Below are 21,404 nucleotides of genomic sequence, written 5' to 3'. Positions count from 1 at the left end.
CGGCTATTTTTAGTCCACGTAGGCTTCTTTGATAACGTTTTTCAGTTGCTCAATCGCTTCATCGTCCAGATGTCCAATAACTTTTGTTATTCGGCTTTTGTCTATGGTGCGAATTTGATCTACAACTATCCAGTTGCTTTGTCCCTCTAAATCAAAATGAACTCTTGTAGGATAGTTTTTGGACTGTGAGGTGATTGGACAAACTACAATAGTTGCCAAATGCCTGTTCATTTCGTTGGGCGAGACGATCAGGCAGGGACGTTTTTTCCTGATTTCGCTGCCTACTGTTGGGTCTAAATTGACAATAACGAGGTCATATTGAGCATAATAATCCATCATTATCAGTCCCAGTTTTCCTCTTCAAAAACACTGTCAATCAGCAACTTATCGTCTCCGTTGCTGTGCATTTCAGCAAAGGCTTCCTCCCAGTTTTTTCGGGGTTCTGCAACAGGTTTCAGAACGATGCAATCATCTTCCAAAACAAGTTCTACCTTATCAGTAATTTGGTACTTGTCCAAAAGGGTTTTGCTGAGCCTAATTCCTTTTGAGTTGCCGATTTGTACTACTGAAACTTGCATCCTGATTGAATTTTTATTGCTTTGTATCTACAACGTAATTATCGTCAACTTAGTTTCCGTTTTTATAACGGATTAGGTCAAATGCAACGTCTCAGAGTTACACGCAAGGATTTACAGTTGCCATGCCTACGGCATTTTGTCAATAAAAGAATGTATGATTTTGCTACAAAGATGACAAGCCTAACGGCTTTTTTGTCGTAAAAACATCCTACAGATTTGTGTTATGCAGCAGCCCTACAGGTTTTTGTGTTATGATAAAAAGCCCGTAGGGCTGCTATCTTTGTAGTCTATGATGTGATTTTATCGTTTGAAACACCGTAGGTGTGGCACCTATAAGCGTGGAGCACAGCAGAGCATACAAACAATAAAGGATACTCTATACTGCTCACCTACTAATGCCAAAATGAACCCAAAATCAGCGTTATTGACGTAAACCTTGGAATGCTTTGCGGTAAAAAGGCTCTACCGCAAATTCCGCAGAGAAGTGTTATTTGTTGTAAGATTCATAATGGTTACGCGATTTTACCACTAATCTCGCAGCGCCAGATTGCGCAGGCAGAAATACTGCAAATTGCTTGCACGACCTGTGGAGGCAGTAAAGCCCCAAATGACGCGGGTTTCACCGCCAAAGACTCCGTTAATCAAATCGCGGGTGCCCTGATGCACAATTTCGCCGTCTAACCAAACCGTAATCCGCTGCTTATCAGGCTCCCAGCGAAAGCTAAAACTGTGCAGCATGTCATCTTCCAGGTCAAAATCAGGGTCGTTGTCGTGCCAATAGGTTTCGTGGTAGTTGGTTCCGTCTTCCAGATAGGCAACATGGTCGTGCGGCGGGTCATTTTGCCGCCAGTTCTGATAGGTATCAAATTCTATGGCAATGGAGGGCGCGATATAAGCCCCTGCGCGGTAGTTTTTGCTCCACCTGCCATAGCCCATACACTCTCCCCACGTGCCAAAGGCTTCAAAGCCGCGCCTGTCATTATGGATAACGAATGTAATACCGTCTGCGCCTTCATCCTTAGAACCGAAGTAAATATCGAAGTCCACCTGAAAAAAGTTTTGCAGGTTGAGGCGGGTTTTGTAATAGGCTATACCTTCGCTGTAAGGCACATCGGGCGTAAGTTGGATGCAATCGTTGTTCATGTGTGCCGCGTTGCCCATGAGGGAATATTGCGCCTGAGCCGTGGTAACAATAGTTGCACAAAGGAAAATGAAGATGAATTTTCGCATAGCCTATTCGGTTTTGATTTATTTTTGATCCATGAATCCCTTACTACAATTAAATCAGTTGATTTACTGGATTGTTTTAGCCACAGGGCTTGCAGGAATAGCCCTGCCTGCCGCTGCACAAAAGCTCGGCACTGTATCCGGAAAATTTATCATGCTGGATCGCTATGGTACAAAGCGCATCCGCTTGCCAGAAGGAAGTGAAATTTACTTCAAATTGAACGGAGATAAAAGAAAAACGCGGGATTATATCGGCGAAATTTGGGAAAAAGACACTGCTATCTATCTGGTACAGAGCAAGCAAGCTGTTCCCTTGCAGGATTTTGAGTCCTTCTACTTCCCGCGCAATCACATATCTTCTCTTTCGGGTAAGGCTGTTTTTGTGGGCAGCGGCTTTCTGTTTGCTGCTGCCGTTGCCGATTTGATCCCTAATCGCTTTTATGATCAACGCGAATCGGCGATCATTGGCGGTTCGTTCCTCGTCCTTTCCCAATCTATCAAAGTTTTCAAATGGAAAAGATTCAAGGTAAAACCGAGCAGAAGTCGCGCGCGTATTATCAATACATCGTGGGAATAAAGGTATATTTTGGCGCAAAATAACAACTCTTGGCAGCATCGCTGTCAGTGCCGGGTGTACGCCTGCCGTTCGAGATATGCAGCAATAACCCTCCTTCTACCTAAGATCAAGATAGCCGATTTCGGTTGCCGTACCAACGCCGCGCTGCCCTTGGCTGATAGCCGTCCACAGGAAAAACGTCAAAATTGTTCTGAGAGAAGCATCCTGATTGCCGTAATATAAATGATAGGTAAAAGGATCATCAAAATTGACCATCTTTTTTACAAAACGCAAAGCACAAAACTAGAAGTCATAGTTGCGCTGCGCATGATTGGCAATGGCGGTAATATGATGTAAACCAAGCGCTTGTGGATTCATAACTACGTAAGTTTTGTTGTAATTTCAATAGGATTTTGGAGCGTCTTATGAATCGGGCAGGCGTTGGCAATTTGCAACAACCGCGTGCGCTGCTCCTCGTCTAAGTCGCCAATCAACTCAATCTGGCGGCTGATCAGGCTTTTGCCCGCTGCCTTGTCGTAGTCAAAGCTCAAGGCAACTTTTACCTCTTCCAAAGCCCAGCCCTTGCGGTTGGCATACATGCGGAGTGTAATACTCGTGCAAGCCCCCAACGAGCTAAGCAACAATTCGTTGGGGCTAAAACCTAAATCTGTTCCGCCCAGTTCCGGCGGCTCATCAGCGATAAGTTCATGTCTGCCATTATCCAAGGTAGTGCGATACAAGTCGCGCCCGATATGTGCTATTACATTATCCATGTGTTGAATATTGATAGGATTAGCTATGTGTAAAACGATGTCAAACTGCTGTATATACAACGTTTGTCTATACTTTTTTTCCGATAATGATCATCGAAAGCGGTTTTTGTGTTTCCGGATGCAGCGGCTCACTGATTTTGGCTAACTGAAAACCACTCATCGTAATCAGATGTACCCAATCTCCGATTGTTCGGAAATACCAAGGGTGCGGCTCGGTAAAGCCATTACCAAGCCCCTTCCAGCTATCTTGTTCCCAGTGGCTAATATAGGGAACATTGGCAGGCAGATTGAGGGGATGCAGCGTTTGAATCACCACATGCCCGCCGGCATTGAGTAGTCGGGGTAAATACGTCATCAGTTGTTCTGTACCTTCTTTTTCAAATAGCGAAAAATTGAAGACAATTGCATCAAAGGTCATCCCCGACAACTGCCCCTGTACAATATCCTCATAAGAAGCCGCAAAGTACTGCTCGTTACCCTTAGCAGTTGCATAGCTAATGAATTCTGCAGTCGCATCTGTGCCGCTTGCTACAATGCCTCGGGCAGCTAATGCACGCACTAACCAGCCCTCACCACAACCCATATCCAATACAGTCTGCGGCTGCAAAGCAAGTATCTCATCAATAATTGCCTGATTGGTAGCTAACTGGCGGCTAACAATCTCATTTTGTTCAATCGCCTGAATCCAGCGGGCAGCGTTTGTTTTCCACGAAGGTATTACTCCCATAGTATGGAACGGATTAGTACAAAAACGAAAGGGGACGGACCGAAGTCAATCCCCTTTCTAAAATATTTTGGACTCAGATTAGAGTTTGAAGCCCAGACCTACTTGGAAGCTCAAACCGCGAGTACGAATATCTTGATTGCCAAGGCTCAGAGGGAAACCTACAGCGCCGTTAGGAGCGCCGATGAAGTTAGCAGACTGACCGTAAGCATTGTTGATGTCAGAGAAACCATGACGGTAACGAGCATCCAACATCAAAGTAGCCCACTTCAGGTCGAAGTCAACGCCACCACCTACGATCATACCAATATCCATAGCTTTGAACTGGTTGGTAGCATCTACGCGATACTTAGTAGGCGAACCGAAACGGTAACCTTCTACGTTGTTAGTAGCGTGTACGTTGAAGTCGAAAGAAGGACCGATAAAGATTTTAGGCTCGTACACAGACAGTACAGGTAACTTGAAGTAAGACAGTAAGTTAGCTTGTATGTTGCTCAGGCGGTAATCATTTAGGTTGCCCATAGCAGAACCAACAGTGCCGGGCTGACCTACGTTAGTACCTGCACCAGGTGAGAAACGAGCAGCACCGCTTTGAGAGAAACCAGCCTCCAAAGACATGCCTACCCAGCTGTTTACATTGTACATAGCAAACACAGTAGCTTGTGCACCAGCTAAAGAGGTAGTAGATCTCGTGGTACCGGAAACTGAGAAATCGTTTACGTTAACACCGGTACGTACCCCCAGAATAAAGCTGCTTTGCTTCTCAGGTGTAGAAGCGTCTTGAGCGTTAGCGCCGAAAGTGAAAGCACCAACGGCAAGGGCTGCCAACAGAGTAACTTTTTTCAAACCGTTTTTCATGGATTGTAAGTGTTTTTTCTTAAGTTTATTAATTGTAATTTTTCACAAAACTAAGCATACTAACGGTAATTTGAAAGTTTCACGTTCGCTTTTGCTTAATTTTATGTTGTTGAGTTACTGGCAAATCTATAAAATAATTTTTAATCCAAAAGATTTCGCCTCGAAAAACGTGAAAACTTTTAATTTACACTATGCAATTTGAACTCCAATCTGACTACAAGCCAACCGGAGACCAGCCCAAAGCCATTCAACAGTTGGTCTATGGCGTAGAGTCCGGTGAGCGTGCGCAAACACTGCTTGGTGTTACAGGGTCAGGAAAAACTTTTACGATCGCCAACGTTATCGCGCAGACCAATCGCCCAACATTGGTTTTGAGCCATAATAAGACGCTGGCCGCACAACTTTATGGCGAACTAAAACAGTTTTTTCCCAATAATGCAGTCGAGTACTTTATTTCCTACTACGACTATTATCAGCCCGAAGCCTACATCCCCCATTCGAATACGTACATTGAAAAAGATCTGTCTATTAATCAAGAAATAGAAAAGTTACGACTTAGCGCTACTTCCTCGCTGATGTCGGGCAGGCGCGATGTTATTGTAGTGGCTTCGGTTTCTTGTATCTACGGTATCGGCAATCCTTACGAGTTTGGTAAGCATCTTATCCAGTTGACGCGCGGAGAGATAATACCCCGCAATCGGCTGCTATTTCAGTTAGTAGATATTTTATATAACCGCACCGAAGCGCAATTTAAGCGAGGCACTTTCCGCGTGAAAGGCGATACTGTTGATATTTTCCCGGCTTATGCTGACTTTGCCTACCGCATTTTTTTCTGGGGCGATGAGATAGAGAATATCCAACGCATAGACCCTGAAAGCGGTAGCAGAATATCTGATGAATTCAGAATCACGATTTTTCCTGCAAATCTGTTCGTTACTGGCAAAGATCTTTTGCAAACAGCCATCAAAGAGATACAGGACGATCTGGTTGCGCAAGTTAAATTCTTTGAGTCCGAACACCGGTACGTAGAAGCCAAACGCCTACAGGAACGCACGGAGTTTGACATAGAGATGATGCGAGAACTTGGCTATTGCTCAGGGATTGAAAACTACTCGCGCTATTTTGACCGCCGCCCACCCGGAACGCGTCCTTTCTGTTTATTAGATTATTTTCCTGAAGACTATCTAGTCGTAATTGATGAAAGCCACGTAACTATTCCACAAATCAGAGCCATGTGGGGCGGCGACCGATCCAGAAAGATCACGTTGGTAGATTATGGCTTCCGATTGCCTTCCGCATTAGACAATCGTCCGCTGACTTTCAATGAGTTTGAAGAAAAAATCAATCAGGTAATTTATGTCAGTGCAACCCCGGGCGATTATGAACTGGCAGCCTGCGAGGGTGTCGTGGTAGAACAAATCATTCGCCCAACGGGCCTGCTCGACCCCGAGATCAGCATTCGTCCGTGCCAAAACCAAATTGATAACCTAATCGAAGAAGTTGATGAGCATATCAAGCGCGGTGGGCGCGTATTGGTAACTACGCTTACTAAACGCATGGCAGAAGAACTGACCAAATACCTCACGCGAATGGGCATCAAAACGCGCTATATCCACTCTGAAGTAAAGACGCTCGACCGCGTAGAAATTCTGCGCGAGCTAAGGCTGGGCGTTTTTGACGTACTCGTAGGTGTAAATCTGCTCCGCGAGGGACTTGACCTGCCCGAAGTATCGCTCGTAGCGATTATGGATGCTGACAAAGAAGGATTTCTGCGCAACCAGCGTTCATTGATCCAAACCATCGGTCGGGCTGCCCGAAATGTGGAGGGTAAAGTAATCATGTATGCAGATACTGTTACCGAATCTATGCAGCAAGCCATTGACGAAACCAATAGACGCAGAAGCATTCAAAAAGCCTACAACGAAGCACAAGGCATTACACCTAAAACTGTCAGCAAGTCTAAGGAGGCGATTATGAAGCAAACCAAAGTAGCTGACTCTAAAAAGCAAGAAAAAGAAGGCAGACAAGTGTACATAGAACCGCAGGATGCAGCAATGAACATAGCCGCCGAGCCTGTAATTGCCATGATGGACAGCAAAGGGCTGGAGAAGCTCATTCAGCAGACCCAGAAAAACATGGAACGTGCGGCCAAGGAGCTGGACTTCATCGAAGCTGCGCGTCTTCGCGACGAACTGACTGCCCTCAGAAAGCGGAAGGAAAAATTAGAAAGCTAAAATTTGCTGCCTACACAAAACAAAAGCGGAGACTCTTAGGAATCTCCGCTTTCTTTATGCTTTACAGCCCGTAATTAGTTGCAACGCTGGCCGTCAGAGCCTTTCTGTACAACTTTGAATTCTACGCGGCGGTTCAATGCCATGTTAGCTGCATTTGCTTTGCCGTCAACCTCATTAGGTACAATAGGTGAACTCTCTCCGAAACCTTTGGCTTCGATGCGGTTCGCTGCAATGCCTTTGCTGATCAGGTACTGTTTTGCAGCAGCTACACGACGCTCTGACAGACCTTGGTTGTAATTGTCGTTACCACGGTAGTCAGTATGTCCTTCGATGCTGATGCTTATGTTAGGGTAGTCTTGCATAAACTTAACAACTTTGTTCAATTCCTCAATAGACTTGGGCAGCAATGAGGCAGACAACTCTCTTGGCGTCAGGTTGCGCGGACGAGCAGTTGCAAAGTTGATGTTGTCAAATGCAATCTTGGTCAAGTCAAACAACAGGATTTCGCGGTTGATTGTGTCGCCTGCCTGCTTGTTAGTCAAGTCCAGAGAAATAGTAGCAGGTACGTACTGATCGGCAGTACCTTCTGCGCAGTAGGTTGTTCCTGCAGCAAGTAAGGCTTCGTATTTGCCGGGACCAATCTTCTTCTGACCTTTTACAGAACCTTTAGAAACATCGTTTGGCTTGATGCCAACAACACCTTCTTCAATAGGCTCGCGAGTCAGACCGTCAATAACAGCGATAATAGCTTTTACGCCCAGTTTCTTCATTTGAAAGTTGGCGCAGCAGCAAGAGTTGATGCCATTTGTGTAGTCTAACTCTTGCACAATAGGCTCGTAATCTTCCAGTTCAACAGTGATTTTATATTTGTTGCCTTCCGTCAAAACGGTACTTATCTTGCCTTGAGTGCTCTTCATTGTGTAACTCAAAGAAGAACGAGTTTCGTTGTCAACCTTGATTATTGCTTCCAAAGGCTCACCTGTAGAAGCATCTACTACCATACCTGTGAATTGGCAAATGCGCTTAGGCTTCATTCCTTCAGGCAACGGAACGGTAAACAGTTCGTGAGAAGCGCCAACATAAGCATTGAAATATGCCAATACATGTGGTTCGTCGTGCGGAGCTACAGATACCAACAGGTCAGACTGATAAGAATACAGATTATTTTTTACAAAAGGCGCAATATCAGCGGGAATAGGCTCACTCCATGTATTACCCGGCTTTAATGTGGCATAGTATAAATCAAAATCCTTAGATTTCTTAGGACTGCCACCGCGACGAGTAGTAGAGAAGAAAATAGATTCGTTGTCAGGCATAATGCGGATGTGCTTGTCGCAACCTGAGTTGATAGGCGCAGGAAGTTCTTCTGCTGCACTCCAAGAGCCGTCTAAGTTCAACTTAGACACCATCAACTTAAAGCACTGGGTATTACCTTGTGTATCGCCTTTGCGAACGAAATACAAACGCTGCCCGTCGGATGAGATAGAAGGGAAACCCTCATAATCACCTGTATTGACCGCACCTGCTACGGGCGTAGGATCCCCCCACTTGCCATCGTCACCGCGCTTAGACATGTAGATATCTTCATTGCCGCCACCTATTTTGGCAAAGAAGTATAGCGTTTTTCCATCATAAGAAAGCGAGGGTCCACCGATAAAATCGCCGTCGGCTGCTTTGCTGTTGATAGACTCGATTGGCTCAGGCTCTAGCCAGAATCCGGTTACAGAGTCACGCTTAGCTTCCCAAAGGCGATAGTATTCCCATTTCTTGCCACCGCGATTTGATTGATACACAAGCGTGCGTCCGTCTGCACTGATGGCAGGCGAATACTCGTCGTGGAGAAGCGTGTTAATGATGTTCGGCATTCGCTCACGAGCAGGTTGTACGTCTGCCTTGTAGATTCTGTCTGTAATGCGGTTAGTGATTTGGCGTTGGGCATAGGCATGAGTGCCAACGAACAAACCAAGCGCAATCGCAAAACCTACATAGTTCACTTTTTGTTTCATAGGTTTAAGTAAGATTAGGTTAATTCATTAGGATGTTTGAGCATGGACGCAAAATAAATCAGTTTTCTGTTCTGTTCTGAGTTTTTTGGCGTACAATTTTAAGAAATACGACTGTTAATTCCAAAAAAGTCTGACAACAACAAATTTAGTGTTATTTAATGCAATTCGGCTAAGTTTACCTTTTTTTTCACTGTAGATTCTTGCTTTATTGCCTTTAAACGGGCAATAGTCTATTTTTAAGCACTTAACAAAAACCTGTTTAACGCAAATATGGAACTGAAACGCGCTTTTGATTTTCTCTATTATCAGCAAAAAAACTATCCAAAGGCGGATGCCTTAGCCGGAAAAGAAAACGGACAGTGGATCAAATACAGCACACAGGATGTCATAGACATTGCTAACCGCATCAGCATCGGGCTTTTGAAACTGGGTATTAAAAAAGGCGATAGAGTCGCTATTATCTCGCCCAACAGGCCGGAATGGAATCTGACCGACTTTGGCATCCAGCAAATCGGGGCAATCAGCGTACCTATGTATCCTACTATTACTGTGGACGACTATCGTTACATTTTCAACGATGCAGACGTAAAAGTTGTTTTTGTATCGGACAGATCCCTATACGAAAAGGTAAAGAAGGCTACCGAAGGTCTCGATATTTACGCCATTTACACCTTTGATAAGCTACCCGATCTGGCACACTGGACAGAACTGGAAGCGATGGGTAAGAACGAAGATGTCAGCCAGTTGGATAGCCATAAAGCAGCTGTCAAAGAAACTGACTTGCTCACATTGATCTATACCTCAGGCACAACAGGTCGTCCTAAGGGCGTTATGCTGACTCACAAAAACGTTGTGAGCAACACGCTTGCCGTCAATAAGACATTTACACATGTGCCCAACGGTGCTTCCAAAGCATTGAGTTTCCTCCCGCTTTGTCATATCTATGAGCGCACAGGCTCATATGTATATGTGTACAAAGGCACGTCTATCTATTATGCCGAAAGCATGGAGACCATTGCAGCCAATCTGCAAGAGGTAAAGCCCGATACCTTTAATACTGTACCTCGCCTATTGGAAAAAGTTTATGACAAGATTGTTTCCAAAGGACTTGAGCTGACCGGTGCTAAGCGTAAACTATTTTTCTGGGCGCTTGAGCTGGGTTTGAAGTACGATCCGGCCAAGGACATGGGCTTCTCTTACAATATGCAGCTAAGCATTGCGCGCAAACTGATTTTCAGTAAGTGGCAGGCAGCGCTGGGTGGCAACATCAAATCTATTCAATCCGGTGCAGCAGCGCTCCAACCACGGCTGGCACGCGTGTTTTGGGCAGCAGGCATCCCTGTATGCGAAGGATACGGACTAACGGAAACTTCGCCCGTAATTTCTTCCACACCAGCTATTGCCTCCGAAGTCCGCATCGGCTGCGTAGGTAAAGTGCTTGAAGGCGTACAAGTAAAAATTGCAGAAGATGGCGAAATTCTCTGCAAAGGCGATAATGTGATGCTTGGCTACTACAAACAGCCTGAAATGACGGCTGAAGTACTCAAAGACGGCTGGTTCCATACCGGCGATGTCGGCGAAATTGTAGAGGGTAAATACCTGAAAATCACCGATCGCAAGAAAGAAATGTTCAAAACCTCAGGCGGCAAGTACATTGCCCCGCAGGTAATGGAAAACAAGTTCAAAGAATCGCTGCTAATCGAGCAGATCATCGTTGTAGGCGAGGGCAGGAACTTCCCTTCTGCGCTCATCGTGCCTTCGTTCGAAAACCTGCGCAACTGGTGTCAGGCAATGGAAATCACCTATACAAGCGATGCTGATATTGTGAAGCATCCGCGCGTAATTGCTAAGTTTGAAGAAGAAATAGAGACCTACAATGCCAACTTCGGACAGTGGGAAAAAGTGAAAAAATTCCGCCTGCTTCCCAAACCTTGGGGTATTGATTCGGGTGAATTGACCCCAACACTCAAACTTAAGCGCAAGGTCATTCATCAGAAATATGCCGACTATATCGAAGGCATGTACACCTAAGCCATTACTGCACAAAAAAACATGCGTCATCTCAAAAATTCCGGTAAAACACAGATATAGACCGATCATATGGAATAACGCAGATTTTTTTGATTGGCTTTCTAGTCCAAAAAATCTCATAAAATCTGCGTTCCAAAAATTCGGGCTGACTCGTGTATGCCTACTCTATCTCAAAATAGACGATATCGCAGTTTTCCAGATCTGAATTGAGGATCACCTTCTTTTCCTTCTTGCCGTCTGAAACAATAATGGCAGTCGTACAGGGTGGCAATTTGCCCATGCTGTGGGCATAGCATATCAGAAAATTATTTAAGCGATCGGCGGATGCCTGTATCTTGATCGTACGGGGTTCGTTTTTCAGTTTGTAGTTTTTCAGAATCCACTGGTTGTTGAACAGCAGCGAAATCACATCGCCGTCTTCCTTGCCTTCGTCAAATATGCGCAGCGTGAGGTTGCTGCCTGTGAAGAACAGTTTTTGCCCTTCCTTTACTTTGCGCTTTTCCAGACTGACAATCCGACCATTTTGAACCCTCGTCAGCGTATCTATTTCAGAAGGATTGATTGGGGGTCTGCGCAGTTCAATTTTGCCGGGGCTGCAACGACTACCCGATTTGGGCGCTGTACCCTCCCATGTACCGGCAAGTACTGCCTCTGGCTGACCTGTATGGGTCAAATGGGCTTTTTTCAAGCAATAAGAGGTGTTGCTGCCCAACTCATTGACGTACTCCAATTCGCGAAGCTCCTGCAAAACCAGCGTATCGTTTCGCAAAAATGCCTCTAAAGCCAAGCGAAGCACATAGCGCTTGCCGCCTTTTTGCTTGATAAACGAAAAGGACGAGCCTTTCCATTTGCCTTCGCCTTCGGATTGTAAGTCTAATTCAAAGTAATAACGATTGGCTAAACTGCCTTCCTCTTGCGTAATAAAACCTGTCCACTTACCTGAAAAATCATCTGCTATTTGTGCCTGTGCCATACAGGTTGTCAGTGCTACCAGCAACAAAAAGATCAGTTTATTGACCATTCTTCGCATGAAAGTTTAAGTAATACAGCAAAATTTAAAATGGCACATCGTCCGGCGGGGGTAGGTCGTTGGCTTTGCTGCTCAGCGTGCCACCCAAAGGGCTGTTGAAGTCTTGCGGGCGGTATTGTCCCATAGCCGAACCGTAGGTACCGCTGCCTGCCTGTTGAAAATTGCCCCCGCCAAAGGTGTCAAAGTCTGCACTGTCCAAGTCGGAAAACTTGGTATAGCGTCCCAAAAACTTTAGCCAAACGCTTTCTAATGAGCCATTGCGGTTTTTAGCAATAATCACCTCGCCTAATCCTTTGGTTGGTTTGCCGTCTGCATCTTCTGTGATCCCATAGTACTCGGGGCGGTAAAGGAAAATTACCATATCAGCATCCTGCTCGATCGCCCCCGATTCGCGAAGATCGGAAAGTTGCGGGCGTTTGTCGCCGCCGCGCGTTTCTACAGCACGACTCAACTGCGAAAGCGCAATAACAGGTATGTCCAATTCTTTGGCTAACTGCTTAAGCGCCCGAGAAATAGCAGCGATTTCCTGTTCGCGGTTGCCGCCTGAGTTTTTGCTGCTCTCCCCGCTCATCAGCTGTAGATAATCAATAATAATCAGTTGGATGTCGTGTTGCGACTTGAGACGACGCGCTTTTGCGCGCAGCTCCAGCACGGTCAGTGCAGGGGTATCGTCAATAAAAATGGGAGCAGCGCTTAACCGGGCGGTTTTATGGACAATCTGCTCCCACTCATAGTCGGCTAAGCGGCCTGTTTTCAGTTTCTGGCTTTCCAGTTCTGCCTCAGCTGAAATCAGACGGTTTACTAACTGGACGGAAGACATTTCGAGCGAAAAAATAGCAACGGGCTTGCTGAAATCTACCGCTGCGTTGCGCAGAGCGGAAAGCACAAAAGCAGTGTTGTGCGTAACGGTCATATCCGCCAACAGGAACAGGCGGTCACCGTCTAATTCAAAACCGTAATAATCATCCACAATATCCTTTTCAACGCGAATACTCGTAACTTTCCAGTCCAGTTTGGCAGCCCATGCACGCGCTTTTTTGCGCGGCACACGCACAGGTACTTCGTCTAAGTTGCCCCACATCCGCAAGCGATAAAGCGTTGTCTCATCATCAGATGAACCGGGTCGGGCTTTTTTGGCTTTCAGCGAAGTTCTCAATCCGAGCGAATCGGCTAAAAACTTGATTTGTTCGGCTAAAACCTTGTTTTTCTGTGTAATTTCATAATAATTAGCGCCTGTATCATAATAGCCACTACTATCAATTAGCCCTGCCAGCAGTTGCAGCCTTTGGGCGCGGCTGTTGGTCAAATATGCCTGCGGAATATGTTTGTTGTTGAAAAGAGTCAGTTTTCGCAGTTCATTTTGGACCGAATAAAAATACTGAGCGCCCTGCGCACCTTTAGTGATAGCATATTGTGGCGTTTTTTGCACCTGCGCACCGACGCTTACCTCTAAACTTAGTAGGGCAGCGTATTGCTCCAAATAAGCAACTATTTCAGGATCTTGATTGGTGATGCGCATATTGGCACAGTTGCCGTCTCCCAGCCAAAGGCCAAGAAAATAAGGTGCCAAAGGAACTGCCTTTTCTGAAAATTCGACCGCTGTCTTATAGCCTTTGTAATTGGACTGAAACTTGGGCGATTTTTTCAGCCACTCGCGCACTGAAATCGTCAGCACATCCCCTTTGCGGTGTTTACCTTCGTTACGGCTGCGTTTGAGTGAAAGCAAATGGCTTTCATTGACGCGATAACTGATGCCTTTGTTCTGGTGAATCCAGTACATTTGTTCACGTCCGCGTCCGATGGAAAGGACGCGGCGCGGCGTAGAATCCGGTCCCATCAGCAAATCGCCTACAGCAATCTCTTCTACCCTGCGCAAAGAGCCATCATACATCAGCACTTCAGTTCCTTTGCCAAGGCATTTGCCCATGCCCGGCCTGGCTGCCAGAACAATCAGGTCAGATCTTTGCCAGCCCGACGTGATGCGGTCTAAAGCCGAAAAGCCGCTTGGAACACCTGTTAGCCCGTCTTTGTGCGCTTTCTTGGCTTCCAGCTCGCGCAAGGCACTACCCATGATGCTGCGCATGTCCTGATAGTTCCTGCGAATATTTGTTTCTGCCAGCCCGAAAATAGCATTTTCTGTCCGATCCATGAGTTCGAATACGTCGGTAGTTTCTTCAAAAGCATCTTGCAGCAGGCGACCCGCAATATTGATCATTTCGCGCTTCATATACCGCTCAGCAATAATGCGGGCATGATAGACGATATTGGCCGCCGAGTTGACTTTGGTAGTCAAAAGGGTAATGTAGGCTGCGCCACCTGCCAGTTCTAACTCACCCTCGCTGCGCAGTTGAGTTACCACTGTAAGCAAATCAACCGGCTCAGACTTGTTGAACAGGGCGAGGATAGCGCGATAGATTGCCTGATGTGCTTCTTTGTAGAAGGCAGACGGCTGCAAAATCTCAATTACTTCGGTCAGAGCGTTGCGCTCCAGCATAAGCGCTCCAAGTACTGCTTCCTCTAAATCAAGCGCCTGCGGTGGCATTTTCCCCATTGCAACCATCGCTAAATCAGGTTGTTGAGTAATGCGTCGCGTTTTTCGTCCGGTAGATTTGTCGTCCTTCATGGTGTAAAATTACATGAATATACACACTAAAAATGCTAATTTTGGCGGCTTGAATCTATTTGCATGAAAGTACATTTTACGGCTATTGGCGGCAGCGTGATGCACAATCTGGCTGTCGCACTCAAACTGAAAGGATACCGGGTCAGTGGTTCAGATGACGAAATTTATGAACCTTCACGCAGTAGACTGGCTGCTCACGGCATTCTTCCTGCCGAAGAAGGATGGTTCCCTGAAAAAATCACACCCGATCTGGATGCTGTCATTTTGGGGATGCATGCCCGCAAAGACAACCCCGAACTGCTCCGTGCGCAAGAACTCGGCATCAGGGTTTACTCTTATCCTGAATATGTTTACGAGCAAAGCCGTCATAAAGAACGCATCGTTATTGCAGGTAGTCATGGCAAAACCACTACTACAGCAATGATTATGCACGTGTTGAATTTTCACGGCAAAAAGTTCGATTTTATGGTTGGCGCAATGGTGCCGGGATTTGAGAGCACCGTGCGGCTCAGCGATGATGCGCCGATGATCATCATTGAAGGCGACGAATACCTCGCCTCGCCCATTGATCTTACGCCCAAATTCCTGCACTACAAACACCACATCGGGCTGATTACAGGCATTGCATGGGATCATATCAACGTTTATCCCGTATTTGATGACTACGTGCGCCAGTTTGAGAACTTCGCCGTGCAAACACCCAAGGCCGGCACGCTGATTTATTGCGAGGAAGACGATCTGGCGACTATCGTCAGCACTTCCAACCAAATGCGCAACGATGTAAACCTCATCCCTTACAGCACGCACAAACACGAGGTACAGGACGGTAAAACACTGCTCAATACGCGCCATCACGGTAAAATACCTGTAGCTGTTTTCGGTAAACACAATATGCAAAACCTCAACGGTGCCAAATTGGTCTGCAATCGTCTGGGAATCAACGATAAGAAATTCTACGAAGCCATTCAGAGCTTCAAAGGTGCAGCCAAGCGCTTAGAACTCCTCGGACAAAACGGACAAACGACTGTCTATCGGGACTTTGCTCATGCACCCTCTAAAATAGAGGCGACCATCAGGGCAGTTAAAGAACAATTCCCGCAGCGCAAACTCATCGCCTGCGCCGAGTTGCACACCTACAGCAGCCTAAGCAAGCACTTCCTGCCGCAGTACAAACACACCATGCAGGCAGCAGACGAGGCAATTATTTGCTATAGCCCTAAAGCATTGGAAATCAAACGAATGGAGGCAATAGACGAAGCAGAAATACAAGCAGCTTTCGAGCATCCCAACCTAAAAGTTTTTACAAACGGAACAGATTTGTCAAACTATCTGTTTAAGCAACAGTGGAAGCATAAAAACTTGCTGTTGATGAGTTCCGGAACTTTCGACCACACTGACTTGGGACAACTTACGGCACACGTACTGGAAAAATAAGAGACTTTGTGTTAAATTTATCGTTCATAACATCTTAAACAAAAAATGACCATGCAAAAGCAACAATTTGTAACCATGCTCGCTGCGCTTCTCGTATCATTGAGCAGTTATGTATTTGCACAGACCGATAAAGATATCGAAACTGTAACGATCAAAACCTCCTCGCAGTGCGAGATGTGCAAAAAGCGCATCGAAAAAGAAATGGGACTTAAGAAAGGTGTGAAATCTGCTGTTCTCAATCTGGACGACCATACCCTGACAGTAACTTACCAAAAAGACAAGACTGATCCCAACAAGCTTCGCAAAGCGTTAGCTAATATTGGCTACGATGCCGACGACATAGCTGCCAATCAAAAATCATACAATAAACTGCCTGCCTGCTGCAAAAAAGGCGGACACGACAATGACCACAAGCACTAAGCTAAATGTCTTTTTTCGACAATATATTTAACCAGTTGTTTCCCAAACGCCTCCCCAGCCACCTTCCCGTGATTGAGGAAGCGTTGGTGCGCGATGAAAACTACCGCAACCAGATTTTTCGCTGGCAAAACAGTGGCGCACATCGCAAACTTGCCTATGAAGTGTGGGAGGCTTGGCAACTAAAAAAAGAAAAACAAGTTACTGATTTTCAGGTGCATCTGCTCAAAACAGACGGCAGTAACGGTATTGCGCTGACCTATCATCCGCGGATCGGCTCAGAGGCATTTCAGTTCTTTTTTGATCATCTCAAAGAGCAGGCGCTACAGATCGGGTACAAACTCTATACTTCCGATCGTCGTATCTTTCTTCGTGCCGACTACTCGGAAACTATTGAAAAGCACTACCTCAAGCCGCCTATAGATTTGCGCGTAGAGGACGGCGCAGTGCAGCGCTGCAACCAGCGCTATGGCAATATTATCATCGAATACATACAGATCAACGACCGCCCGAGCTTTATCCGCCTGATGGCGCACTATTACGAAGACCAACTCTATCTCAAACCGCTGCCCTTCGACGAACTGCTGCAAGAGATTTTATTGTAGGTTTTCAGATGATCTTTTGTAGCGTTCTACGGTTGTGTACAAGCATATCAAGTTGTCATGCCTACGGCATTTTATTAATCAAATGGATATAATTTTGCTACAAAGATGACAAGCCTATCGGCTTTACAGCATTAAGAGTCCGTAGGGCTGCTATCTTTGTAGGATATTGATGGTTGTTGCAATTAGAACGCCGTAGGCGTGACATCTGAGGTGGGGCTAATCATAAGGTCTAAAAACGACGGACGCATCCATCGGATTTATTGCTTACTTATATTCAAGCTACTCAACCCAATCGAATAGATACTTCTCATCATATTCAATAGCAAACTTGTTCAAAAACGCTGTGTACTCTTCTTTAAAACTGCGTTTTTTATAATGCTCAGGCTGATTCAGAATATATTTTACAACCGCATCTACCTGAGATCTTGCATATGAGAAAGCGCCATATCCCTCCTGCCAAGCAAACCGACTGCCTAAAAATTTATTGTTACTGATAAAGGCTGATGAATTGTTTTTTACATCGCGCACCAAATCCGCGATTGCCATAGATGGTTTCAACCCAACTAATAAATGTGTATGATCCGGCATACAATAAATAGCTAACGGCTTCTGATTTTTACCGCTAACAATTCCGCAGATGTATTTTTCTAATGCTTCTCTGAATGATTCTTTGATAAGATTTTCGCGCCCCTTGACCGCAAAAACAATTTGGATATAAATCTGCGTGTATGTGTTAGCCATAATGCCTAAGATTTATGAACGTGATGCAGAATCATCCATGATTATAACAGGCTATAAAGATACCACACCTACGGTGTTTGAATCATAAGAATCCATAATAAGCTACAAAGCTAACAGCCCTACGGGCTTTGCACTACAAAAAAAGCCGTCAGGCTTGTCATCTTTGTAGCAAAATCACACAATTTTTTGTTGCCAAAATGCAATAGACATGGCATTTATCACATAAAATATTACCGGCCTCGCCCCTACACCCCATCCCAATCGCCGAAACTGCGGGCGCTGCCAATCTGCAACTCCTGCGCGGTCAGTGGGCGGTGAATATGCGCAAAGACCTTGATTGGTGTGGGATCGTCAATAAAATCTTCTGCCAGCCCGTGAGTAGCGCCGCCGCCAATATCTATCTTCTTGTAAGCAGCAGGCAGCAGGTAATTGTGGCGAATCTGATCAAACAGCCAGTGTATGTGCGCCGGCGCTTCGGCTGCCATCGCCTGCATACTGCGCGCAGAGATAATATCCGCCAGATGTCCATAAATAGTTTGTTTGCCGCCGGCATCGGTATAGCGGAAATAATAAATATGCGTCTCTATCGGATGCAGCGAGTAGCAGGGCATTGCCTCTAACGCTGCACCGTTCATAGCAGCAATCAGATTCCAGTCTTGCATGTGCAGGGTGCGAAACTCAAACAGGTGCGCCATCTCTTCGGGTGTTATCCCCAGCAAGGCACTCATTTTTTTTGTAAATGCTGCCTGTACAACGCTGCCGCAATAGACAGCTAAGCGCTGTCCGGTGCTAAGTCCCTGCAACAGACCGATGGCGTGGTCGTCGTGCGCATGGGTCAGGAAAACTGCTTGAATATCGCTTTGGGTTTTGCCTGTCTGCTGCCAATTGTGCCAAATGTACGGGCCTGCATCTACCAGATAATACTGCCCCTCGAAAGCCAGTGCAGCAGCCATACAAGGGCGTTGCGGATCCCAACCATCTCCTTCGCCCATATGCAGCATCCCAAAAGAAGGATTTGCGGGCAGCTGAACGGCAGGCAGCTGATAAGGTGGTGGGGAAATACCTGTTTGCAGACTAATTGTTACTGCATCGCTGCCATAGCTGATGCGAAACTGGTTGCTTTGGATGCGCTCGATCCGACAGCCACCGGCCAATTCTACACGATGATTAGCGGATAGAGGTATCGGCTCGATGAGATTGGTAACCGGGTGCAGTTTTCCAAAGGCAAATTTTTTCTTTACGTACCAAAAAGCCTCTGCCTCCTCGCAACTCATTCCTGCCGCTTGCAGGTCTTCGATGCTGTCCAATCCGTAGTTGCCGTAATAAACATAGCGCAACTGCCGCTCTAACTCGGCAGGTTCGCCGATAAGGAACGGTTTGCTGCCTGTATTGTTCGGATGTCCGGGGATGGCTAAACCCTGCAAGTACAGCATCTGCATCACCGAAAATTCGCAAGCATTGACAGGATGCCAGCCCTTTGTTGTCGGATTGATCAAGGACGCATCGGCGAGTAAAATCGCATTAGGGCCTGTTTCTCCGTTTGCCGCATCAGCAATCAGCCCCGCAGCACGGAGGTATTTGTTTGCATCCGGTGGGCAGCCACATTGCAAGCGCAAGCCTATTGCGGGTATCTCTACCCAAAACAAGGCGGGCAACAGTTCTTTGACAATAATTGCGCTCATCCGATGATCTCCTCTACAAAGTACATATCCATTTTGCCAAGCCCTTTAGCTTCTATCTCGCCGCGATAGCGACAGTAAAACTGATTTTTGACCTCCATGTAGGTCGCTTCAGAAATATTGACCTTACCTACCTCCCCTGCCGTTTCCATGCGTGCGGCTATATTCACTGTTGTGCCCCAGATGTCGTAGGCAAATTTATTTTTGCCTACCACGCCCGCCAGTACAGGGCCGGTATGAATCCCGACGCGGAGCTCCAGATAAGGTTCGCCGTTCAGTCGTTTCCGATGTTTGCGTTTCTCGATAAACTCCTGCATGGCGAGTCCCGCCAGTACTGCATCAACTGCATTGGTAAGGTTGGGCTTAGGAATGCCACCTGCACACATGTAAGCATCGCCAATGGTCTTGATTTTTTCCATATTAAAGCGCACACAAATGTCGTCGAAGGCAGAGAAACACTCGTTTAGTTCACGGACAATCTGCTCGGGGCTATGCTTTTCGGTGTATTGGGTAAAACCTTTGAAATCACAGAACAAAACGCTTACCATCTTATACAGTCGTGGCGTTGCCTGTTTTTTGTTTTTCAATTCCTCCGCTATTTCACGGGGCAGAATATTGAGCAGCAAGGCATCAGATTTTACCTTTTCAGCTTCCAGTTCTTTGGCTTGTGCCTCTATCTGTCTCTTTTGAGATTGCAACTTGCGGTTGGCCTGCCGGATGCGAATCATAAAAAACAGCGCCGCTATCAAAAGCAAAGAAAGCGCCGCGGCCGCCGCCAGTATGGCCTGTGTTGTTTTTTCCTGAGCGGCAATGGTTTCTTCCCGCAACTGTACAATTTCCTGCATTTGCTGCAGCGATGCCTGTGTTTGGGCAAGGTTTTCCTGAATTTTTGCCCGCTCGCGCTCTTTGGCAAGCAACGATTGCCTTAAATTTTGCTTTTCTGCTTCCTGCATACGCAGGCTATCGCGCAGGCGGTTCTGTAATGCCTGAATTTCGGCCTCGACCTGTCGCGCGGCTTCGTTGGTTGCTGTGGACGCACTAACCGGAGGGTTTGATGTAGCGGCAGCAGTTGCGCCGCTTTCCGTCCGCATACGGCTCAGGTACAGTTTTGCCTGCGCCAATATATCGGCATAACCAATATCTTCCGCAAGCTCCTGCGCCTCCTGTAGCGCCGTTTGCGCTTCTTTGGTGCGGCGCGCATCGTAGTAGGCCAACCCCTGTTTAAAGCGCACACGAGCCGTTCCCTGCTCGCCATCCGTACCTCCCACAATCTGGTAATACTGATAGGATTGCTCTAAATTGCGGATGGTTTTGGGTAACTCGCGGTTCGACATCAACGCATAGGCAGAACCTAACTCTTCATACCCCTTGGCAAGCAGCAAGGCATTGTCTATCCGCCGCGCCGCATTAATCGCGTTAGTGAATGCTGTAATTGCTTGTGGAAACCTCTTTTGTGCCTCGTGCCTGTTACCTGCCTGTATGGCAAACTCGGCAGCTTGCTTGTAATTTTTTTTGGCTAACGCTGTCTGGTATTTTTTTTCCAGATCTGCCACATCGTTTTGGGCATACAATCCGCCGCTCAACAGCAGCAGCCATAACCCCATCAAAAAAACGTATATCCGCATACACCTGTCCTTAGGTGATGCAATTTAGCATATTGCCCGAGAAAAATCCCCGTTTTGACTACGGTCAGACCCGCAGGATCAGAAGATGTCATGCCTACGGCATTTGATCAGCAAAGAAACTGTTTTGTGCTACAAAGATTACAGCCCTACGGGCTTTGCACCACAGAAAAGCCGTTAGGCTTGGCATCTTTGTAGCAAAATTGTATGTTTTTATTGCCAAAATGCCGTAGGCATGACAGCTGTAAACGCTTGCCTACACCCCC

General features: G+C 46.4%; 19 protein-coding genes. 6 read left to right on the top strand and 13 right to left on the bottom strand.

Annotated elements, in window-relative coordinates; all coding sequences use genetic code 11:
- Positions 1–9 precede the first annotated feature (9 nt).
- From ACWIP2_RS11255 to ACWIP2_RS11245, 3 genes are all read right to left on the bottom strand, one after another.
- A complete protein-coding gene (locus ACWIP2_RS11255) occupies positions 10–339 on the bottom strand; it encodes a type II toxin-antitoxin system PemK/MazF family toxin (RefSeq protein WP_448520030.1) in 330 nt (109 codons plus the stop codon).
- 2 nt (positions 340–341) lie between these two features.
- Complete coding sequence (locus ACWIP2_RS11250; RefSeq protein WP_448520029.1) at positions 342–578, bottom strand: AbrB/MazE/SpoVT family DNA-binding domain-containing protein; 237 nt, start codon at positions 576–578, stop codon at positions 342–344.
- 528 nt (positions 579–1,106) lie between these two features.
- Positions 1,107–1,808, bottom strand: coding sequence for an L-type lectin-domain containing protein (locus ACWIP2_RS11245; protein WP_448520028.1), 702 nt, complete (start codon positions 1,806–1,808; stop codon positions 1,107–1,109).
- Positions 1,809–1,839: 31 nt separating this feature from the next.
- On the opposite strand from ACWIP2_RS11245, the gene ACWIP2_RS11240 reads away from it, so the two are divergent.
- Positions 1,840–2,382, top strand: coding sequence for a hypothetical protein (locus ACWIP2_RS11240; RefSeq protein WP_448520027.1), 543 nt, complete (start codon positions 1,840–1,842; stop codon positions 2,380–2,382).
- 96 nt (positions 2,383–2,478) lie between these two features.
- Here the strand turns inward: ACWIP2_RS11240 and ACWIP2_RS11235 are convergent, their stop codons facing one another.
- The 4 genes from ACWIP2_RS11235 to ACWIP2_RS11220 all read right to left on the bottom strand — a co-directional run bounded on the left by ACWIP2_RS11235 (position 2,479) and on the right by ACWIP2_RS11220 (position 4,716).
- Entirely contained in the window at positions 2,479–2,655 is a 177-nt protein-coding gene (locus ACWIP2_RS11235; RefSeq protein ID WP_448520026.1) for a hypothetical protein, read from the bottom strand.
- A gap of 86 nt (positions 2,656–2,741) precedes the next feature.
- Positions 2,742–3,134, bottom strand: a complete 393-nt coding sequence (locus ACWIP2_RS11230) for an OsmC family protein (protein ID WP_448520025.1) — start codon at positions 3,132–3,134, stop codon at positions 2,742–2,744.
- A 67-nt stretch (positions 3,135–3,201) separates the two neighbouring features.
- The gene (locus ACWIP2_RS11225; RefSeq protein ID WP_448520024.1) at positions 3,202–3,861 is read right to left on the bottom strand and encodes a class I SAM-dependent methyltransferase; all 660 of its coding nucleotides are present in this window, start codon (positions 3,859–3,861) and stop codon (positions 3,202–3,204) included.
- 78 nt (positions 3,862–3,939) lie between these two features.
- Complete coding sequence (locus ACWIP2_RS11220; protein WP_448520023.1) at positions 3,940–4,716, bottom strand: porin family protein; 777 nt, start codon at positions 4,714–4,716, stop codon at positions 3,940–3,942.
- A 191-nt stretch (positions 4,717–4,907) separates the two neighbouring features.
- Between ACWIP2_RS11220 and uvrB the strand changes: the two genes are divergently transcribed.
- Positions 4,908–6,950, top strand: a complete 2,043-nt coding sequence (gene uvrB, locus ACWIP2_RS11215) for an excinuclease ABC subunit UvrB (protein WP_448520022.1) — start codon at positions 4,908–4,910, stop codon at positions 6,948–6,950.
- Positions 6,951–7,024: 74 nt separating this feature from the next.
- On the opposite strand, the gene ACWIP2_RS11210 is transcribed toward uvrB, so the two are convergent.
- Entirely contained in the window at positions 7,025–8,956 is a 1,932-nt protein-coding gene (locus ACWIP2_RS11210; protein WP_448520021.1) for an OmpA family protein, read from the bottom strand.
- Between the two features lie 270 nt (positions 8,957–9,226).
- On the opposite strand from ACWIP2_RS11210, the gene ACWIP2_RS11205 reads away from it, so the two are divergent.
- The gene (locus ACWIP2_RS11205; protein WP_448520020.1) at positions 9,227–10,987 is read left to right on the top strand and encodes an AMP-dependent synthetase/ligase; all 1,761 of its coding nucleotides are present in this window, start codon (positions 9,227–9,229) and stop codon (positions 10,985–10,987) included.
- A gap of 160 nt (positions 10,988–11,147) precedes the next feature.
- On the opposite strand, the gene ACWIP2_RS11200 is transcribed toward ACWIP2_RS11205, so the two are convergent.
- Positions 11,148–12,017, bottom strand: coding sequence for a hypothetical protein (locus ACWIP2_RS11200; RefSeq protein WP_448520019.1), 870 nt, complete (start codon positions 12,015–12,017; stop codon positions 11,148–11,150).
- Between the two features lie 25 nt (positions 12,018–12,042).
- Positions 12,043–14,640, bottom strand: coding sequence for a replicative DNA helicase (dnaB, locus tag ACWIP2_RS11195; protein ID WP_448520018.1), 2,598 nt, complete (start codon positions 14,638–14,640; stop codon positions 12,043–12,045).
- Positions 14,641–14,703: 63 nt separating this feature from the next.
- On the opposite strand from dnaB, the gene ACWIP2_RS11190 reads away from it, so the two are divergent.
- From ACWIP2_RS11190 to ACWIP2_RS11180, 3 genes are read left to right on the top strand one after another with little or no spacing between them, the layout of a single operon-like run.
- The gene (locus ACWIP2_RS11190) at positions 14,704–16,074 is read left to right on the top strand and encodes a UDP-N-acetylmuramate--L-alanine ligase (protein WP_448520017.1); all 1,371 of its coding nucleotides are present in this window, start codon (positions 14,704–14,706) and stop codon (positions 16,072–16,074) included.
- 51 nt (positions 16,075–16,125) lie between these two features.
- On the top strand, positions 16,126–16,494 hold the full coding sequence (locus ACWIP2_RS11185) for a heavy-metal-associated domain-containing protein (protein ID WP_448520016.1): 369 nt from the start codon (positions 16,126–16,128) through the stop codon (positions 16,492–16,494).
- 5 nt (positions 16,495–16,499) lie between these two features.
- Positions 16,500–17,096, top strand: a complete 597-nt coding sequence (locus ACWIP2_RS11180; protein ID WP_448520015.1) for a hypothetical protein — start codon at positions 16,500–16,502, stop codon at positions 17,094–17,096.
- A 279-nt stretch (positions 17,097–17,375) separates the two neighbouring features.
- Here the strand turns inward: ACWIP2_RS11180 and tnpA are convergent, their stop codons facing one another.
- From tnpA to ACWIP2_RS11165, 3 genes are all read right to left on the bottom strand, one after another.
- Positions 17,376–17,837 (bottom strand): IS200/IS605 family transposase, encoded by a 462-nt coding sequence (gene tnpA, locus ACWIP2_RS11175; protein WP_448520014.1) that lies wholly within the window; start codon positions 17,835–17,837, stop codon positions 17,376–17,378.
- 245 nt (positions 17,838–18,082) lie between these two features.
- The gene (locus ACWIP2_RS11170) at positions 18,083–19,519 is read right to left on the bottom strand and encodes an MBL fold metallo-hydrolase (RefSeq protein WP_448520013.1); all 1,437 of its coding nucleotides are present in this window, start codon (positions 19,517–19,519) and stop codon (positions 18,083–18,085) included.
- The gene (locus ACWIP2_RS11165; protein ID WP_448520012.1) at positions 19,516–21,141 is read right to left on the bottom strand and encodes an adenylate/guanylate cyclase domain-containing protein; all 1,626 of its coding nucleotides are present in this window, start codon (positions 21,139–21,141) and stop codon (positions 19,516–19,518) included. The genes ACWIP2_RS11170 and ACWIP2_RS11165 overlap by 4 nt, the downstream gene beginning before the upstream one ends.
- Positions 21,142–21,404: the final 263 nt, after the last annotated feature.

The sequence above is a fragment of the Rhodoflexus sp. genome, assembly GCF_053489755.1.
The sequence above is the reverse complement of the archived record's forward strand: the minus strand, read 5'-3'. Positions and strand labels throughout refer to the sequence as shown.

Bases quoted from the DNA above. Each gene is read 5' to 3' on its own strand.
- ACWIP2_RS11200 (WP_448520019.1), bottom strand. From the start codon at position 12,017: ATGCGAAGAATGGTCAATAAACTGATCTTTTTGTTGCTGGTAGCACTG.
- dnaB (WP_448520018.1), bottom strand. From the start codon at position 14,640: ATGAAGGACGACAAATCTACCGGACGAAAAACGCGACGCATTACTCAA.
- tnpA (WP_448520014.1), bottom strand. From the start codon at position 17,837: ATGGCTAACACATACACGCAGATTTATATCCAAATTGTTTTTGCGGTC.
- ACWIP2_RS11245 (WP_448520028.1), bottom strand. From the start codon at position 1,808: ATGCGAAAATTCATCTTCATTTTCCTTTGTGCAACTATTGTTACCACG.
- ACWIP2_RS11170 (WP_448520013.1), bottom strand. From the start codon at position 19,519: ATGAGCGCAATTATTGTCAAAGAACTGTTGCCCGCCTTGTTTTGGGTA.
- ACWIP2_RS11255 (WP_448520030.1), bottom strand. From the start codon at position 339: ATGATGGATTATTATGCTCAATATGACCTCGTTATTGTCAATTTAGAC.
- ACWIP2_RS11225 (WP_448520024.1), bottom strand. From the start codon at position 3,861: ATGGGAGTAATACCTTCGTGGAAAACAAACGCTGCCCGCTGGATTCAG.
- ACWIP2_RS11210 (WP_448520021.1), bottom strand. From the start codon at position 8,956: ATGAAACAAAAAGTGAACTATGTAGGTTTTGCGATTGCGCTTGGTTTG.
- ACWIP2_RS11230 (WP_448520025.1), bottom strand. From the start codon at position 3,134: ATGGATAATGTAATAGCACATATCGGGCGCGACTTGTATCGCACTACC.
- ACWIP2_RS11190 (WP_448520017.1), top strand. From the start codon at position 14,704: ATGAAAGTACATTTTACGGCTATTGGCGGCAGCGTGATGCACAATCTG.
- ACWIP2_RS11250 (WP_448520029.1), bottom strand. From the start codon at position 578: ATGCAAGTTTCAGTAGTACAAATCGGCAACTCAAAAGGAATTAGGCTC.
- ACWIP2_RS11240 (WP_448520027.1), top strand. From the start codon at position 1,840: ATGAATCCCTTACTACAATTAAATCAGTTGATTTACTGGATTGTTTTA.
- ACWIP2_RS11205 (WP_448520020.1), top strand. From the start codon at position 9,227: ATGGAACTGAAACGCGCTTTTGATTTTCTCTATTATCAGCAAAAAAAC.
- ACWIP2_RS11180 (WP_448520015.1), top strand. From the start codon at position 16,500: ATGTCTTTTTTCGACAATATATTTAACCAGTTGTTTCCCAAACGCCTC.
- ACWIP2_RS11220 (WP_448520023.1), bottom strand. From the start codon at position 4,716: ATGAAAAACGGTTTGAAAAAAGTTACTCTGTTGGCAGCCCTTGCCGTT.
- ACWIP2_RS11165 (WP_448520012.1), bottom strand. From the start codon at position 21,141: ATGCGGATATACGTTTTTTTGATGGGGTTATGGCTGCTGCTGTTGAGC.
- uvrB (WP_448520022.1), top strand. From the start codon at position 4,908: ATGCAATTTGAACTCCAATCTGACTACAAGCCAACCGGAGACCAGCCC.
- ACWIP2_RS11185 (WP_448520016.1), top strand. From the start codon at position 16,126: ATGCAAAAGCAACAATTTGTAACCATGCTCGCTGCGCTTCTCGTATCA.